Annotated in this window: 16 protein-coding genes; 5 read left to right on the top strand and 11 right to left on the bottom strand. The window is 62.8% G+C overall.

The genetic code is table 11. The features are described 5' to 3' along the window. Positions 1-51: 51 nt before the first annotated feature. The 7 genes from RF638_RS04670 to RF638_RS04640 all read right to left on the bottom strand — a co-directional run bounded on the left by RF638_RS04670 (position 52) and on the right by RF638_RS04640 (position 7,726). Complete coding sequence (locus RF638_RS04670) at positions 52-669, bottom strand: hypothetical protein (protein ID WP_095797464.1); 618 nt, start codon at positions 667-669, stop codon at positions 52-54. Then, positions 666-1,595: a PIG-L family deacetylase gene (locus RF638_RS04665; RefSeq protein WP_129699985.1), complete on the bottom strand. Its 930-nt coding sequence runs from the start codon at positions 1,593-1,595 to the stop codon at positions 666-668. The genes RF638_RS04670 and RF638_RS04665 overlap by 4 nt, the downstream gene beginning before the upstream one ends. Before the next feature lie 2 nt (positions 1,596-1,597). Continuing rightward, positions 1,598-3,505, bottom strand: coding sequence for a translational GTPase TypA (typA, locus tag RF638_RS04660; RefSeq protein ID WP_095797466.1), 1,908 nt, complete (start codon positions 3,503-3,505; stop codon positions 1,598-1,600). Between the two features lie 162 nt (positions 3,506-3,667). Next, on the bottom strand, positions 3,668-5,692 hold the full coding sequence (locus RF638_RS04655; RefSeq protein ID WP_238663054.1) for an alpha/beta fold hydrolase: 2,025 nt from the start codon (positions 5,690-5,692) through the stop codon (positions 3,668-3,670). Positions 5,693-5,771: 79 nt separating this feature from the next. After that, positions 5,772-6,749 carry a hypothetical protein gene (locus RF638_RS04650; protein WP_202976179.1) on the bottom strand — a complete coding sequence of 326 codons (978 nt, stop codon included), beginning with the start codon at positions 6,747-6,749 and terminating at the stop codon, positions 5,772-5,774. Positions 6,750-6,773: 24 nt separating this feature from the next. After that, on the bottom strand, positions 6,774-7,172 hold the full coding sequence (locus tag RF638_RS04645) for a DUF6463 family protein (protein WP_368629068.1): 399 nt from the start codon (positions 7,170-7,172) through the stop codon (positions 6,774-6,776). Further along, entirely contained in the window at positions 7,169-7,726 is a 558-nt protein-coding gene (locus RF638_RS04640; protein ID WP_129699987.1) for a TetR/AcrR family transcriptional regulator, read from the bottom strand. The genes RF638_RS04645 and RF638_RS04640 overlap by 4 nt, the downstream gene beginning before the upstream one ends. A gap of 129 nt (positions 7,727-7,855) precedes the next feature. Between RF638_RS04640 and RF638_RS04635 the strand changes: the two genes are divergently transcribed. The 4 genes from RF638_RS04635 (at position 7,856) to RF638_RS04620 (ending at position 11,326) form a co-directional block, all read left to right on the top strand. After that, complete coding sequence (locus tag RF638_RS04635; RefSeq protein WP_368841529.1) at positions 7,856-8,995, top strand: DUF6463 family protein; 1,140 nt, start codon at positions 7,856-7,858, stop codon at positions 8,993-8,995. Further along, positions 8,979-10,100, top strand: coding sequence for an alpha/beta fold hydrolase (locus RF638_RS04630; RefSeq protein WP_368629065.1), 1,122 nt, complete (start codon positions 8,979-8,981; stop codon positions 10,098-10,100). Before RF638_RS04635 ends, RF638_RS04630 begins: the two co-directional genes overlap by 17 nt. 123 nt (positions 10,101-10,223) lie before the next feature. After that, positions 10,224-10,718: a DUF2087 domain-containing protein gene (locus RF638_RS04625; protein WP_368841528.1), complete on the top strand. Its 495-nt coding sequence runs from the start codon at positions 10,224-10,226 to the stop codon at positions 10,716-10,718. Positions 10,719-11,044: 326 nt separating this feature from the next. Next, positions 11,045-11,326, top strand: coding sequence for a DUF1540 domain-containing protein (locus RF638_RS04620; protein WP_095797469.1), 282 nt, complete (start codon positions 11,045-11,047; stop codon positions 11,324-11,326). Between the two features lie 125 nt (positions 11,327-11,451). Here the strand turns inward: RF638_RS04620 and RF638_RS04615 are convergent, their stop codons facing one another. Next, entirely contained in the window at positions 11,452-12,303 is an 852-nt protein-coding gene (locus tag RF638_RS04615) for a hypothetical protein (protein ID WP_368841527.1), read from the bottom strand. 383 nt (positions 12,304-12,686) lie between these two features. On the opposite strand from RF638_RS04615, the gene RF638_RS04610 reads away from it, so the two are divergent. Next, entirely contained in the window at positions 12,687-13,769 is a 1,083-nt protein-coding gene (locus RF638_RS04610; RefSeq protein ID WP_368841526.1) for a CapA family protein, read from the top strand. A gap of 101 nt (positions 13,770-13,870) precedes the next feature. On the opposite strand, the gene gatB is transcribed toward RF638_RS04610, so the two are convergent. Genes gatB through gatC form a run of 3 tightly spaced genes read right to left on the bottom strand, consistent with a single transcriptional unit; the run spans position 13,871 to position 17,276 of the window. Further along, entirely contained in the window at positions 13,871-15,376 is a 1,506-nt protein-coding gene (gene gatB / locus RF638_RS04605) for an Asp-tRNA(Asn)/Glu-tRNA(Gln) amidotransferase subunit GatB (RefSeq protein WP_095797472.1), read from the bottom strand. Further along, positions 15,376-16,977 (bottom strand): Asp-tRNA(Asn)/Glu-tRNA(Gln) amidotransferase subunit GatA, encoded by a 1,602-nt coding sequence (gene gatA, locus RF638_RS04600; RefSeq protein ID WP_165189228.1) that lies wholly within the window; start codon positions 16,975-16,977, stop codon positions 15,376-15,378. Before gatA ends, gatB begins: the two co-directional genes overlap by 1 nt. Before the next feature lie 2 nt (positions 16,978-16,979). After that, entirely contained in the window at positions 16,980-17,276 is a 297-nt protein-coding gene (gene gatC, locus RF638_RS04595) for an Asp-tRNA(Asn)/Glu-tRNA(Gln) amidotransferase subunit GatC (RefSeq protein ID WP_095797474.1), read from the bottom strand. Between the last annotated feature and the right edge of the window lie 57 nt (positions 17,277-17,333).

Below are 17,333 nucleotides of genomic sequence, written 5' to 3'. Positions count from 1 at the left end.
AAACGTACCTTTCCTGGTTCGAGGGGATCAGCCAACAGTCTAACCGCGTGGTCAGTCACGTGCTTGTCGGCGGAGTCTGACGATGTAGCGGCCCGTAACAATCACGGCCGCCATGACTGCCACGAAAATCACGGCGAACCATCCGTAACCCACCATGCCGATGGGCGCTTCCCACGAGGTGACCACCAGGGCTGAGCCGTTCTTGAGATAGGCGAACCCCCACGAGAGCACGTAGGTCAGCAGGCCGGGGACCGCAGCGGCCCACACCCGACGGGTCGCGGTACCGCACCACACGCTCGCGAACCACACGAGGGCTCCGGAGAACAACAGTCCCCACGGTAGCCACAAGGATTCGTTGACGTACCAGATGTTCGCGTGCATCACGGTGGCCACGGAGCCGATCAGCAGGCCGGTGATCACGGTGGTCAGCACGGCGGACAGGGTGGTCGGGCGCGCCGACGCCGCCCCGGTCGCGGTGGTCTCGTCCGTCTCCCCCGTTTCGTCGGCCGGGTTCGCAACCGCGGGATCCGCCGCGGCAGGCTTAGTGCCGTCTGCGGAGAGTCGAGTAGCGGAGTCGTATCCAGTGGAGATCTGGTCGCCGCGGTTCCCGTTCCCTGCGCTGTTCTGCCACGGGGCGGGATTCACGGGAGTCCGTTCGGCACGGCTCATGAGCGGTCTCCGCTGTCTAGGTCTCCGCTGTTCAGGTCCCCACTGAGCAAGCGATAGTGCTCGGTGGCCGTCAACCTCTGCGGAACGCCGTTGGACAGCTCGAACGTCTCGGATGCGTCTTCCGGTAGAACGATTTGAGTGGCGTGGGCCGCCATGGCCGCGCGTTTGGCGTCGAGGTCCCCGGAGATCACGGCCTGTTGCCGCTGGTCCTCGGGATCCACGTCGCCCTCGGTGCCCCAGACGAGTGGGACGTCCCAGGCTTCCGCGCCGTCGGCCGGTCTCTTGGCCTTGTCGATGCCGAGCATCGTGACGTGATGGGTGCGCACGTGGTCCGGGTGGCCGTAACCGCCGTCGTCGCAGTAGGTGACCACCACGTGCGGACGGACTTCTCGAATCGCCGCGGCCACGTGGGCGGCGGCTTCGTCCTCGGTGGCCGACGTGAGGGCTGCCGACGAGACGTCCTCAGCGGGCTGTGCCCTACCGTTGTCGCCCCAGCTCATCCCGGAATCCAGGTAACGGCCCAACCCGTTGGCGAAACCTACGGACTCATCAAAGGCGGGGGTCTCCCCCGCGAAAAAGCGATCGGAGAGACCGAGTGCCGCGGCGGCGTCGTCGAGCTCGCCCACGCGATACAGGCCCAGGGCCGTGCCGTCGGTGTCGGGGCAGCCGGGCTGGCCGACCTCGAGGTGGCCCAATGGCGCGGGAATGACCTCGCCGCGTTCACCGCGCGTCATGGTGAGCAGCACGTTGCTGGCACCGGTGCGCGCGTAGTGGGCGATCGAGCCACCGGTAGCGATCGACTCGTCGTCCGGGTGGGCGTGAACCCACAGGATCCGCGCGTCCCCCGGGGCACGGCCCGCGGGCAGCAGTGAATCCACTGCGCCCTTGGTGACCGTGCCCGCTTGGGGGTATTGCGGTGTGCTCATGATCAGACGCGAGCCCGCTGACGAGCAGCCTTCACGCGCTCGTTGGCGTCAAGGACGACCTTGCGGATGCGGATGGCCTCCGGGGTGACCTCGACGCACTCGTCCTCGCGAGCGAACTCGAGGCACTCCTCGAGCGTGAGCTTGCGCGGCGGAGTGAGGTGCTCGAAGCTGTCCGAGGTGGAAGAGCGCATGTTGGTGAGCTTCTTCTCCTTGGTGATGTTCACGTCCATGTCGTCCGCGCGAGAGTTCTCACCCACGATCATGCCCTCGTACACCTCAGAGGTGGGTTCCACGAAGAAGGAACCGCGCTCCTGCAGGTTGATCATGGCGAACGGGGTGACCACACCGGAACGGTCAGCAATGAGCGAGCCGTTGGTGCGGTACTCGATGTCGCCGGCCCACGGCTCGTATCCGTCCGCGTACGAGGAGGCGATGCCGGCGCCGCGGGTTTCGGTCAGGAACTTGGTACGGAAGCCGATCAAACCGCGCGAAGGAACCTTGAACTCCATGCGCACCCAACCGGTGCCGTGGTTGACCATGCCCTCCATGCGGCCCTTACGTGCCGCCATGAGCTGAGTGATGGCACCGAGGAACTCGTCCGGGGCGTCGATGGTCATGTGCTCGTAGGGCTCGTGCACCTTACCCTCGACGGTCTTGGTGACCACCTGCGGCTTACCGGCGGTGATTTCGAAGCCTTCGCGGCGCATCTGTTCCACGAGGATGGCCAGTGCCAGCTCGCCACGACCCTGAACTTCCCAGGCGTCCGGGCGCTGGGTGGGCAGAACCTTGAGCGAGACGTTACCGATGAGCTCCTTGTCCAGGCGATCCTTCACCTGACGGGCGGTCACCTTGGCGCCCTTGACGCGACCGGCCAGCGGGGAGGTGTTGATACCGATGGTCATGGAGATCGCGGGATCGTCCACGGTGATCAGCGGGAGCGGCTGCGGGTTCTCCGGGTCGGTCAGAGTCTCACCGATGGTGATGTCCTCGATACCGGCGACGGCCACGATCTCACCGGGACCGGCCTGCTCGGCGGGAACGCGATCGAGGCCCTTGGTGGCCAACAGCTCGGAGATGCGGACGTTCTTCAGCTGGCCGTCCTGGCGGGCCCACGCAACGGTCTGGCCCTTCTTCAGGGTGCCGTTGAAGATACGCAGCAGGGCCAGACGACCCAGGAACGGGGAGGCGTCCAGGTTGGTCACGTGGGCCTGCAGCACGCCGCCCTCTTCGTAAGAAGGTGCCGGGATGTGCTCGATGATGGTCTTGAACAGCGGCTCGAGGTCCTCGTTGTCGGGGAGCTCGCCGTTGCCGGGCTGGTCGGTGGACGCACGACCGGCCTTACCGGAGGCGTAGACCACGGGGACGTCCAGAACGGCGTCCAGATCCATCTCCGGGTAGTCCTCGGAGATATCGGAAGCCAGGCCGAGCAGCAGGTCCATGGTCTCGGAGACCACTTCCTCAATGCGGGCGTCCGGGCGGTCCACCTTGTTGACCACGAGGATCACGGGCAACTTGGCCTCGAGGGCCTTACGCAGCACGAAACGGGTCTGGGGCAGGGGACCCTCGGAAGCATCGACCAGGAGCACCACGCCGTCCACCATGGACAGGCCGCGCTCCACCTCGCCACCGAAGTCAGCGTGGCCCGGGGTGTCGATCACGTTGATCGTGATGGTTTCGCCGTCGGCCGAGGGGCCGTCGTAGAACACCGTGGTGTTCTTCGCGAGGATGGTGATGCCCTTCTCCCGCTCCAGGTCGCCCGAGTCCATGACTCGTTCTTCGACCTCTCCGTGTGAGGAGAAAGCGTGCGTCTGCTGGAGCATGGCATCGACGATGGTGGTCTTGCCGTGGTCAACGTGGGCAACAATTGCCACGTTGCGCAGATCGGCGCGCTGGGCGGTGGTTTCAGACATACGCAAGTCTCTCTTCATGAATCGAGGTAGAGGGGAATCTCAGCGATTCTACTCTTCCTGAGTGAGCTGCTCGTCCACACGTGACCTATCACTCATTTCTCACGCGTTCCAAGGTCTGACACTGTAAAGGGAGCCGCAGTATTCCCCTCACAGTTCCGCTTCTCACCCCAACAACTCCGGCCTGCGCCACGGCTTATCCTGCACGTGCTCATCCACGAAGGCCAGAACCGTCTCGTACCAGGTACGCGCGTTCGCGGGCTTGAGGATCCAGTGGTTCTCATCCGGGAAGTACAAGAACTTGTGTCCCGTAACCGCGGTATGCCGCTGTAGATCAGACCACAGTTGCAGACCCTGGGAGATGGGCACGCGGTAGTCCTTGTCGCCGTGGATCACCAACATGGGCACCTGGATGTCATCCACGAACCGATGGGGTGAATAGTGATCCGCCTGCGACGGCGCCATTGCTTCCTCCCATTCGGTGTTGTCGGTGGTCGAGCCCATGGTGTGCAGATCCCACAAGGACGCGTGGGTCACGATGCATTTGAACCGCTCCCCCGTGTGCCCGGCCACCCAGTTGGCCATGTACCCGCCGTAGGAACCGCCCAGTAGTGCCTGCCGGTCGGCGTCGATGTCCTGGCGTTGCGTCGCAGCTTCCACCAGGGCCATGACATCAGTGAACGGTGCACCACCTAGTTCCTGTTGACCCCGGTCGATCATGTGCTGGCCGTAGCCGGTCGAGATGGCAGGGTCCGGAAGTAATACCGCGTAGCCGCGGGTCACGAACGGCCAGGGGTTCCACCGCCACAACCACGCGTTGTTGGATGCCCACGGACCGCCATGTACGAACACCAGCAGGGGAAGTTCCGCCGCGGCGGGGGTGTCCGGTAGTGCGAGCCAGGCTCGGATCTCCGTGCCGTCTTCCGCAAGCGTGGTGACCTCTTCGAGCCGACCGGCCGGAACGTCGTCGGGAAGGATGCCCTCGACAGGCGCGGGATCAGCTGAGAATTCGTCGACGGGCCAGCGGACAAGTTCCTCGGGACGATCCACCCGCGATCGCAGGGCCCAGAGCCCGTCCCCTGCAACCTGAACAGAACCGTACGTCCACCCTTGGCCATCACCACCGGCAGATATTTCGACACTGGGTTCCTGCCCCGGGGCGCAGGTCACGCGCAACACAATCCCGCGGCCCCGGTAATCCGCACTGCACACCACGGTGTTGTCATCGATCCACCGGGGGCCTTCTCCCCAGTATTCGTCTCCGTGCAGGATTTCTTGCGCATCACCCGAGTCGAAGTCGTACGCCCACAGTGACACCGAGAGGTTTTGCGTACTCCTCCACAGCTGTTCCTTGAGCAGAATGACCCGGCTTCCATCGGGGCTGACCGGGCCCGTTTCCCACCAGATGTTCGAGTCAGCGGCGCGGATAAGCTGGGGTTCGCCGGAACCATCCTCCGCTGCCGGGATGCGCCAGACCTCCGATCGCTCCCAGCCGCCGTCGATCCAGGCGTTCACTGTGACCACCACAAAGCTTCCATCGGGTGAAGGCTCATAGCCAAGCAGACGGCCTTCCGGAAGCCGAACAGGTCGCATGCTGTCCTGGACCGCAGCGCCGCCGATCGCTTCCGACGCGTTCACGAACCACAAGGTCGGTTCATCCGGTCCCAGGTCGTGATCCCAGTCTCGAGTGGGCGCTTTCTCGTACAGGATCGCACTCACCCCCGAATCCTCACGGAGCTTGTCCAACCGCTCGTTCTCCGCCTTCATGTCTTTCGCATGGCGGGCAGACGGGAGCGTACCGCTCACGAAGAACAAGCGTTCGCCACCCAGCTTGAGGTCTTCGACGTCGCCGGGCCGTTCCAGAATCATCCGCGCCTCACCGTGCGGCGGCAGCAACCATAGTCGCGTGCGTTCTTTGTCGTCATCCCCGTACGGCCGACCCGAAGTGAAGAACACATTGCCATCGGGCGCCGGACACACTTCCGAGACCCCGTGCTGATCGTGGGTCAGTTGCCTACCGACCGCACGATCATCAATGTGTTCTACGGACCACGCCTGGGCCACGTATTTCTTGCCGTCAGCGGAGAGTTCTTTACGCAGGGCAATCACACCTCCGGAGGGATGGGTACTGAATCCGGAGAGTCGAGGTGAGGCGACCAGATGCTCGGGGGTGTCAAAGCGAAATGTCATGTGAGTCACACTAGCGCCAATCATTCAGCGCCATGATGACTCTCATTTTCCCGATCCCGGTCCTTTCGTTGCGGTCGTCTCAGCCGGTGCCCCGGGAGGATTCAGTTTGACGCTGGATGTCCTTGAGCAAATGCCTCACGGATCGAGCATGGAAACCGGTCCGCACCACGAGCAAGCGATACAAGCGACCGCCCCCGCCCGGAAAATTGGCATGGGTTCTTGCCCGAAGACGCGTCTGTCCGCTATTTGCCTGCTCCATGTGGAACGACAGGGCATACACGGAAAACCGGTGCCTCCCTGTGAGCTCAAGTTCCGCTCCGGGCCTCGCACTGGCGACTCGGAACCCGACGAGTGTCGAATCAATAGCAAGGGGCCTCGGTCCAGATGGAGATCGTTCTGCACAACCTGCAACCCGGGCATAGGTTGTTGCGACTGATCCTGAGAACGTCTGGTCAAGCGCGGCACTCAGGTTCAACCAGACGTTGTTCGCAGGTGCATTGATCACCACGGCATGTTCGTCCACGAAAGCCAGACCGGAAACGCGAGACCCACGGTCAACCTGGGTCGAGCCCGCCGCCGAGTCAAGCTCCTGATCCGGACGAAGAGTCGTCGCGGCGGTGATGAGCGACTTTGCCGCTCGGCGATGCACCGGACCGATAATCGTCCAGGCAATTCGGCCCAGAAGTGGTCGCCTGAAGTGGAGGACGGTCGTTAGCCGCCGCTGCGAAGGCACAGTTCGTCGACCCACCATAGTGATGTGCATCAGTGGAATGGCCGCTTCGAGGTGGATCACTTCCGCGCTGGATTCGATGATCCGGAAAGGTCCCAGCTGGCCAACCTCAGTTGGTGATTCACCAAGCCCAAGAACACCAACGAGCCGCGTCACCACACCCGAGGTCGTTGCCAACCCTTCATGCAGCCACTCCCGTGGAGCGCTCATATCCGGATGGGGAACACTAACTTCAAAGGCATCGGCGTAGTCGAAGGGGCGGCCATCTGTAGCGATCGGTTCGGTTACCCGTACCCGGCGCACTTGATCGGCCATGAGGTTTTTCATCACGTGTCCTTTGTTCGCGATCAATCATTGTGAAGCGCGACGTCGGGCCGTGTGTGCAAGCCAGGCAATCGGCAAGAACAGCCAGAAACCAGAGGCGGGCGAGAGCGTAATGCCCCAGAGACCGGTCAACCCCAGAATGGCTGCGGTGCTACGCGGTGGGCGGCCATGAGCCCTTTCTCGCTCCCTAACCGTAGCTCCCAGGCCGATCAGCAGTAGGCCAGACGTGAAGTACCAGAAACCGACTCCACGACGTTCAGCCAGTGCAGGGTCTGCATCGACCGAAGAAACGACCCCGGCTTTGATGATGCTGCGCACAGAGGCAGGGTAGAACATCCCTGTCGTGGCGATATGAACCGACCCCAGCACCATGGTCCATACCCCCGCACTGCGCAGCGGCGAAATGCGTTTCGGACAATTGGTCATTGTGATGCACCTGCTAACAAATTCTCGATCAGAGGCTGGAAAACTTCACGCAACTCCGATGGGCTACTCGGTGGACTCATGAGATTGGCGCCGATCACCAACAGGGCTAGGTGTCGCGCGCCCCGTTCGGATTCTGTTTGGTCGTATCCAAGACCGCGCAACAGGTCAGTGAGGTAGGCCAACCTGCGCGCGTCGATGCGCGCCCAGATTGTGGCGGCATCAGCGTCTTGCGTCGCCCAGGCACGCACATTTCTTTCGATAATCGCCTCGCGGGGAGAGAGACTGTCGACCACATCATCCGACAACACTTGTAATTGACTCGCTGGGCCTTGACTTGCGATAGATTCCGCGTGGTCAATCAACCGCGAGGTCCACCTCAGTTCGAACTCCTCCAACAAGGCCACTCGGTATCCGGGCATGTCTACGAAGTGGTGGTAGAAGGAACCCCGCGTGGCGCCGACAGCAGAGCACAACGCTTCGATCCTCAGCCCCGGAAGACCCTGACCGCCCAGAATGTCCAGTCCGGCTTCCAACCAGTCCTGTCGAGATTTCATGTGACGCACCCTTCATCCTCGTGCTCAGATCCGGCTGATTCGGAATAGCTGGAGTATGGTTCCATACCATACGGTATGGTATTCTGTTGCGCAAGAGGCGTTCCCCGCACCGGGAAAGATGTGAGACCGATGAAACTCTCCAAATCCGACCACTCCGTTCGTCCTTGGCGGATCCATGAAATAGCGCCTGACTTCCGTGTAGAAGACGTGTGGTCCTACCGGACACCGGGAGCTAGGCCGGATGATTTCCCCGCCATGTTGGAAGCGTTGCAAAACGAGAGCGACCGCAATGTCGACCCCCGGGTAGTTCGGCTGCTGTTCGCCGTGCGCTGGAAGTTGGGGGGTCTCTTTGGTTGGGACAACCCCGAGCAGGGGGTCGGGCGGCGCGTGGATTCATTGCGCGACCGGCTTCCCCCTGACCTGCGCCAGGACCCTATCGATTCCCCCTGGCCCGACACCCCATTCACCATGGTGTACGAGACGAGTAACGAGTGCGTTCTCGAAATGGCCAATCGAACCGTCCACCACCTCTGTCATTTGGGTTGGGTGCAGGCTGGCTCAGGTGACTACGAATTGCGGATGGCCGCACTGGTGAAACCGCACGGCCTGCTGGGGCGGGTCTACATGGCCGCAATCAAACCCTTCAGGTACGCCGTCATATATCCTGCGCTGACCCGGAAATGGGAACGCGCATGGCTGCTCCGAGATCAGCACACCAGTTCCACTAAGAGTTCTTCGGTCGGCCATCAGATCAGAGGTGGAATCACTGCCAGCTCAGTCTTAACCCGCCCTACTTCACGCGCCGATAAGAAGCGCCCAATGGGCGCGCCACACACTTCGAGAAACCGGTTGGTCACCTGGGGCGGCCGTCTGATTGTGCTGTACGGTACCGCTCATACGGTGGGCGCGCTCACCGCCGAGGGTGCCGCGCGTCACGCCGGAACATGGTTCAGTGGTCAACTGTGGAATGAAGAACTCGCCAGCATGAGCCCAGCGATGAGTGCCTACTGGCTGTCCATCAACAGTTTTGGGCCCCCAATGGTGCTCCTCGGCCTTACCGTGTCGTGGTTGAACCGCCGTGGTATCCCACCTCCACGATTCATCCCCTGGGCCCTCGGAGCCTGGGTTGTGGTCGGGACCGTGGTTGCGGGCCCTGGCGTGGGCCAAGACCTCCTCTTGCTGGCTGGTTCCGGCCTGATCCTGGCCGGAACACGTCGAGCACCGGCCTCGGTTGAGCTACCCGAAGGTCCTCATGCTTCCCGAACTTGAACTGGTACCAGTTGACGAATCCGTCCTGGAAGAGCTGGTGGCTGTTGCCGTTGCGGACACCGATCCTAATGATGTGACCCCGCCACTCGAACCGGGTTGGGGAGAGGCACGTGTCACTTGGCTCCGTGATTTCCATCGGAGGAACCGACCGGGTCTGGTGAATGGTCACCAACTCACGGAGGCCGTGCGTGTCAACGGACGTGTAAGCGGTGCGATCCGACTGGAGTCGCTGTCTCCCGTAGAAGTGGAGTGTGGCATCTGGCTCGCGAGATCCGCCCGTGGCCGCGACCTGAGCCATGGCGTCTTCTCGCTCATTATCGAGCGAGCGATCGGCACGGGCGCGCAAAGAATCATCGCTCACACCACAGCGGGAAACGAACCCGCGATCGCGGCGCTCCGACGCGCCGGAGCAGTCCTCACCAGCGGTCCGGAGCCGACGGTGACCGCCGTCATCGAATTGATTCGCGACGTCCCGAGTGAACACTCCGCTGACGAAGGTGCGGACACGCAGCCCCAGACAGCCTCAACCGGACGGCACCGTTCCGTTGTGTTACCCGCGGGCACCATCAACTACGTGGACACCGGTGGCCCTGGCCCGGTAATGGTCCTGACGCACGGGTTCCCCATGGATCACCTGCAATGGCGCAAAGTGGTGCCGCTCCTCGGGGGTGTTCGCTGCATCATGCCGACTCTCCCACTGGGTGCCCACAAAAACGCTATGAACCTTGACGCCGATCTTTCGCAATTGGGGCAGGCGAATATCCTTGCCGATTTCCTCGAGGCCCTTGAGCTGCAAGATGTCACATTGGTGATGAACGACTGGGGTGGCCCTCAATTCGTCGTCGCGCTCGGACGCGACGAGCGGATCTCACGCATGGCATTTGTCGCCTGTGAAGCCTTTGACAACTTCCCGCCGCCGCAGGCCCGGCCCGCAGTTTTGCTAACACGAGCCCCGGGCGGGGCATGGCTACTCATGCAGTTGTTGCGGACCCCCCTCTTCCGCCATCACCGACGCGCATGGGGGGCCGTATCTCACACTCGAATCCCCGACCGTGTATTGGACGAGTGGTTCACTCCGACCTCCTACCCCGGGGTCGACTGGTGACGATTTCCGACAGCGGAACTCTTATCCCGGAGGACCAGCCCACCGCTCTCGCGGCAGTGCTGCTTGGTTTCATCCGAGAAACAGCAGCTAGACCCTGAGGACTGGACAACTGGAGACCGTCGCGTGTTGATCGGATCAACGTGCGACTACGACTCCATGGACACCCGTCAAATCTTCGCAGCCCTGGCGAATCCGGGCACCCGTGCCATGTACGCCCGGGTCGTTCTCGATCAAATTCCCGGGACATCCACCGCTAAGCAATCGCGGGCACTCCAGAACCTGCAACGGGTGGGTTTGATCGACGACGCCGACGGCGCCTGGTCCCCCACCGACGCGTTCCGTGAACTTCTCGCCGAGGGTGCCAGCGGCACCCCGAAGGGTTACGAGCGGTTCCTCGAACATGGCCGAGTGGCCCGCTGGCCGTCCAAGGCCGCCGACAGAGACGGGCTGATCCGCTGGATCATGGATCAATATTTGGCAACTGACGAGCGCGTCGAAGAGCGAGAGCTCAATGACCGGATTGAGAGGTTCAGCGATGATCCGGCCCTGATTCGCCGGCACTGCGTGGACACCGGGTACATCACGCGAGCCCCGGACGGCAGCGAGTACCGCAGGTAGAAACCGGGCTCACTCGCGTTAGTAGTTATTCATTTCAATTGGTGTCATGTGTGATTAATGTGCATTTCACGCGGATGCCCTGAATCGCACTAGCTAATGCATGGGTGATTTATCGGCTACCCAATTACGAAACACTCTTCACTGACCGCAGACCCCCGAGATGCCCGTCACAGCAAGGCAAGGCTCCCCTTGGTAGGCAATTAGAAAACATGGGACTTCGCTAATTTAATTAAGTCAGAGTGGTTTGACCTAAGGTTCAACTTACTTGTAAGGCGGAATTTTCGCTCGTATCTTTATAAATACGAACCGCCTGAGAGGAACAGATCATGGCTACTTTGACCGCCGTCTCCGCTTGCGCCGCCACCGCGTGCGCATACAACGAAAACGGCTGCTCCGCGCCCGCCATCACCGTGGGCGGCAGCGGCTCCACCGCATCCTGCACCACTTTCATTTCCCTGGACGCTCGCGGAGGCTTGCCCACCGCCAACGGCCAGGTTGGCGCGTGCCAGCGCCTCGAGTGCAAGCACAACACCGACCTGCTGTGCACCGCGTCCTCCATCGAGATGACCGGCGACACCGCTAACTGCGCGTCCTACGAAGCCGAGTAATCACTCGCTTCCGGACACAACCGTGCCCGTGCGTTCTTCATGAACGCACGGGCACGGTTTTTAGGTTCTGACGAGCCAGCTTGCCTGGGCGATTACTCCCCAGATTGAGGGTGACTCCGGGTCGATTATTCGGCGGCGCCCACCCGAGCCCCGAACAGGGACTCCACTCGGGCCAAGAGACCACCACACTCCACCACGGACTCGCGGTCGAAGGGCACGAAGAACACATGAGTGCGCTCGGCGCCGTTGCGCATGACCGTCAATCCTGTCACATCGACATCCACCACGAACTCACGGTTCTTGGTGTGGGAGCAACCTCCGACAGAGGGCTTCTCACTCAAGACGCGCGCCTCGACCCAGCCGTTGCTGATTGCATCGCACAGCGAGGCAAGATCAACGGAATCCAGGTTGGACGCAACATCCAGACCAACGGTCTCGATGTCACCCAAGCCGGCCAGAGCGACGTCGTCATGCCGCTCGACCAGGTGCGCGAACGGAATGGCCGTGGCACCCACGCCGTCGTGCAGCAGAACGCGCGAGACCCGGACAATGCCGAGCATGCCGAAGGGAGACTGAGCCACAGCCTTGACCATCTCCGGAACTTCTTCATACTCGAGGACATCAGTGGCTCGCTCGGGATCCAACCATTCCAACTGACCGAGCATGTGTGCGCTGGCCGTGAGGATTTTTACGCGGGGTTCGGGTGAGAGCTTGGTGATGTCCATCCGTACATCCATGCGAGTGCCGGGATTGAGAAGGACCGCATCATCGGAGCCGGAGAACACGGTGGTCGCCACCATGAGGTCCCCGCTGGCGGTCATGCCGTGAGCCAGAGAGTCAAGCGTGGGCTGGCCTTCGAGCGCGTAGGCGACCAGTGCCGCACGTCCCGCCCCCGCAAGCATCCGATGTGCCAGGGACACTGCTCGATCATGGGTGCTCAAACCTTGAGACTGGCCACCAATCGTCTGCTCGACCATGGCTTCCTCGCTCTCTGTGTGACTTCCGAAACTTAGGAAAGCCTAACCTTTGGCTTGCTTCGTGTGAAGAGCATCTCATGAATTAAGTCAGGATTTAATGACTTAAATCTGGCCGATTGAGTCCGAACACGTTCTCAATGTGATCCGCCTCATGTTTTGACTGTGAAATCATCGAACCCATGGGCTTGCCGAACTCTCACCGCCACCGGATTCTGACCGTAGCTGCCGCGGCCGTGCTCACGGTAGGGAGCCTCGCTGGATGTGCAGATAACCCCGAACCTTCTGGTCCCACACCGGCGCCCTCTGAATCCGCTGAGGGTGCGGCAGCCTCCCCCGTGCTCTCCCCCGCTGCAGCCAGGCCTGAGTGCGCCAAGGACAGTTGCATGACCATGGCCGTGACCGGAGATCTGCTGCTTCACGAGGGTTTGTGGAGCAACTTTGCCACAGACCCAGCCGCCCATGACGGTCAGAATTTCGATTTCGAACCACTGCTCGCCGGGCAACGCCCCTACCTGGAGAACTCGGACATCGGAGTCTGCCATGCCGAGACGCCCGTGGCGGAGAAAGGCGGGCCGTACGCGGATTATCCGGACTTCCAGGTACCGCCCGAGATCCTCACCGCGGTGAAGTCGGTGGGGTATGACGCGTGCACCACCGCGAGTAATCACACACTGGATCATGGCACTGAAGGGATCAACCGCACATTGGCCACCCTGGACGAAGCTGGTCTGCAGCACACCGGCTCCTACGATTCCCAGGCTGCCTCCGAAGAACCCCTTCGCATTCACACCGAAGCTGGCACCGTGGCCATCGTGACGGGCACCAACAGCGTCAATAAGAAAGAAGCCGAACACGAGTGGCAGGTTGACCGCTTCCGGGACGGCAAAGACCCCACCGTCGATCCGGAGGTTGCCCAGGCGGACATCGACCGCGCCGTGAGTCAGGCCGAAAAGGCCCGCGAGCTAGGTGCAGATGTCGTAGTGGCCGCCATCCATTCCGCCGAAGAATACACGGACACGGCCGACGACTTCCAGGTCCGGACCGGCCATGCGCTGGCGGACTCCGGCGCATTCGACGCCATCTACGGGCACGGCTCGCACAGTGTGCAGCCCATTGAGAACCACAACGGCACGTGGATCGTGTACGGCGTGGGCAACACCGTCACCGAGACCGCACCCATGATGCCCGTCAACAATGATGGGTTGATCGCGCGGTTCCAGTTCGCCAAGGCGGCGGACGGCAGCTGGGGTGTCAGTGACCTGTCCTGGGCGCCCAGCTCGAACACCCAGGGTGGTCAGTACGCGTGGTGCTCGGCGGCGTCGGACTCGCCGAACGGAATCTGCCGCTCGCAAGCACAAGACACGCAGAACCGCGAGCGCATCGCGCAGATCGTCAACACCCCCTCGGCAATCGACAACGGCCTGCGCGAGTGGCTCGTCAGCGAGGACGTCCCCGCGGAGAATTAGGACTCAGACGTGAAGTGAGGGTCGTGCAGATTCCTGACTCGGAATCTGCACGACCCTCACTTGAGATTCGCCCGGCGTAACCACACCGGCGGCAGCGGAAGCTAGCCCTGCACGCCCAGCTTCTCCAGGATGATCTGGCGGACGCGGCCGGCGTCTGCCTGGCCGCGGGTGGCCTTCATGACCGGACCGATGAGCGCACCAACGGCCTGAACCTTGCCGCCCTTGATCTTCTCGACCACGTCCGGCATTTGGGCCATGGCGTCGTCGACGGCAGCCGTGAGAGCACCGTCGTCAGAGACGACCGCAAGACCCCGGGCTTCGACGATCTCGGACGGGGAACCCTCGCCCTCGACCACGAAACCAATGACCTTCTTGGCCAGCTTGTCGTTGATCTTGCCTTCGTCGATGAGAGCGTTGACCTCGACCACGTGGGCCGGGGTCACGGGCAGATCAACGATCTCGACCTCGGCCTGCTTGGCCAGACGGGCGATCTCGCCCATCCACCACTTACGAGCCACGGCCGGAGAAGCGCCTGTCGCGATGGTCTGCTCGATCTCGTCCATGACGCCGGCGTTGACGACGTCCCGGAACTCTTCGTCCGAGTAACCCCACTCGGCCTTGAGACGCTTACGGCGCTGGGCCGGCGGCTCGGGCAGCTGAGCCCGCAGTTCCTCGATCCACGCTTCCGTGGTGACCACGGGAACCAAGTCCGGCTCGGGGAAGTAGCGGTAGTCGTCGGCGTCCGACTTGGGGCGACCGGACGTGGTGGACCGGGTGTCCTCGTGCCAGTGACGGGTTTCCTGAACGATCTTCTCGCCCGCAGACAGCACGGCGGCGTGGCGCTGGATCTCGAAACGCACGGCGCGTTCGACGGCGCGCAGCGAGTTCACGTTCTTGGTCTCCGAGCGCGTCCCGAACTCGGTGGTGCCCTTGGGCATCAGGGAGACGTTGGCGTCGCAACGCACGTTGCCGCGCTCCATGCGGGCGTCGGAGATACCCAGGTTCTTCACGATCTCGCGAATGGCCGCCACGTACACACGAGCCAACTCGGGAGCGCGCGAACCGGCGCCCACGATGGGCTTGGTCACGATCTCGATGAGCGGCACGCCGGAACGGTTGTAGTCCACCAACGAGTACGCAGCACCCTGAATGCGGCCGGTCGCGCCACCCACGTGGGTGAGCTTGCCGGCGTCCTCCTCCATGTGCGCCCGCTCGATCTCGATGGTGAACGGCGTGCCGTCCTCGAGCTCGAGTTCCAGCTGACCGTCAAAGGCGATCGGCTCGTCGTACTGCGAGGTCTGGAAGTTCTTGGGCGTATCCGGGTAGAAGTAGTTCTTCCGGGCGAAGTGACACTTCTCCGCGATGGAGCAGTTCAGCGCCAGACCCAGCTTGATCGCGGATTCCACGGCCTTGCCGTTGACCACGGGCAGCACACCGGGCAGCCCCAGGGACACCGGGGTGATGTTGGTGTTGGGCTCATCGCCAAAGGTGTTGGGGGCGGCGTCGAACATCTTGGTGTTGGTGTTCAACTCCACGTGCACCTCGAAACCCAGCACGGGATCGAAGCGCTCCATGGCCTCTTCGAAGGACAGGACGTCCTCGCTCATTATTTGCCTCCCAGCGCGGCACCGGCCGCAAAGTCACGAACGGTAGTGGCGACGTCGCCGCGAGACGACCACACGGGACCGCCCCACTTCTCGTTGAGCAGTCGCTCCAGGCCCGCGCCGGCGCGGTAGACGCGCGCGTCCTCGCGAGCCGGAGCCATGAACTGGATGCCCACGGGCAGGCCGTCCTCCGGAGCCAATCCGCCCGGAAGCGAGATGGCCGGAATACCCGCCAGGTTGGTGGGGATGGTGGCGATGTCGTTGAGATACATCTGCATGGGGTCCGCGGACTCGTCCACGCCGCCGATCTTGAAGGCGGTGGTGGGAGCGGTGGGCGAAATCAGCACGTCCACCTTCTCGAATGCCGCGTTGAAGTCGCGCTGCACCAGGGTGCGCACCTGCTGGGCCGAACCGTAGTAGGCATCGTAGTAGCCGGCGGACAGGGCGTAGGTACCCAGGATGATGCGGCGCTTGACCTCGTCACCGAAACCGGCCGCACGGGAAGCACCCATGACGCGCTCAATCGTGGGGTTACCCTCCGGGACTACGCGCAGACCGAACCGGACGCCGTCGTACTTGGCGAGGTTGGATGAGACCTCGGAGGACATGATCAGGTAGTAGGCACCCAACGCGTACTCGAAGTTGGGGGTCTCGACCTCCACGACCTCGGCACCGGCGGACTGCAACAGCTCGACCGCCTCGTTGAAGCGCTGCTGCACGCCGGTCTGGAATCCGTCGCCGGTGAGCTGCTTGACCACGCCCACGCGCAGGCCCTTGAGCCCACCGTCCTCAGCACCCTGACGGGCGGCCGCGGCGAACGAACCCACGGGGTCGTTCAGGGAGGTGGAGTCCTGCGGATCGTGACCCGCAACCACCTCGTGCAACAGGGCCGAGTCCAGCACGGTACGCGAGCACGGGCCCACCTGATCCAGCGAGGATGCCATGGCGATCACACCGTAACGGGAAACCGAACCGTAGGTGGGCTTGACGCCCACGGTGCCGGTGACCGCAGCGGGCTGGCGGATGGAACCGCCGGTGTCCGTGCCGAGGGCCAGGGGCGCCTGGAACGCGGAGACCGCAGCGGCGGAACCGCCACCGGAACCACCCGGGATGCGGTTGAGATCCCACGGGTTACGCGTGGGGCCGTACGCAGAGTGCTCCGTAGATGAGCCCATGGCGAACTCGTCCAGGTTGGTCTTGCCCAGAATGGGCATCTTGGCGGCGCGCAGCTTTTTGGTCACGGTGCCGTCATACGGGCTCATCCAGCCCTCGAGCATCCGGGATGCCGCGGTGGTGGGCTGACCCTTGGTGACGATCAGGTCCTTGACCGCGATCGGCACGCCGGCCAGCTCGTGCAGCTGCTCACCGTTGGCGCGGGCCTGGTCGACGTCCTGCGCAACCTGCAGTGCTTCCTCGCGGTTGCGGTGCAGGAAAGCGTTGAGACCGTCGGTGCCCTTGTGGGGGTCGGCCGAGTCCACAGCCTGGCCCTCGGTGGCGTCGATCTGCTCGAAGTGAGCGTTGACCGCGTCAACGGACGAGACGTCCCCGGAGGCCAGCTTGGCCGCAAGATCGGCGGCGGACAGTTCTACGATGCGTTCGCTCATGCTCACTCCCCATCCAGAATTGCGGGCACGCGGAACTTGCCGTCCTGGCTGTCCGGTGCGTTGGAGAGGGCCTCTTCCTGGGTGAGGGTCTCCCCCACCACGTCCTCACGGAAAACGTTCTGCAACGGCAGCGGGTGGCTGGTTGCAGGAACGTCAGGTCCGGCGGCTTGGCTGACCGAGGCCACGGACGAGACGATGAGGTCGAGTTCGCCCGCAACGCGCGCGAGCTCTTCCTCGGTCATCTCGATGTGCGCGAGCTCGGCCAGGTGGGCCACCTGCTCGCGATTAATCGCAGACATGCATGCTCCTGGTATTCGCTAGTGATTCCGATCCAGTCTAGCGAGCGCCTAGGCTTG

This window comes from Kocuria sp. CPCC 205235 (assembly GCF_040980905.1).
GTDB classification, from domain to species: domain Bacteria; phylum Actinomycetota; class Actinomycetes; order Actinomycetales; family Micrococcaceae; genus Kocuria; species Kocuria carniphila.
This window is presented reverse-complemented; position numbering and strand designations above follow the sequence as displayed.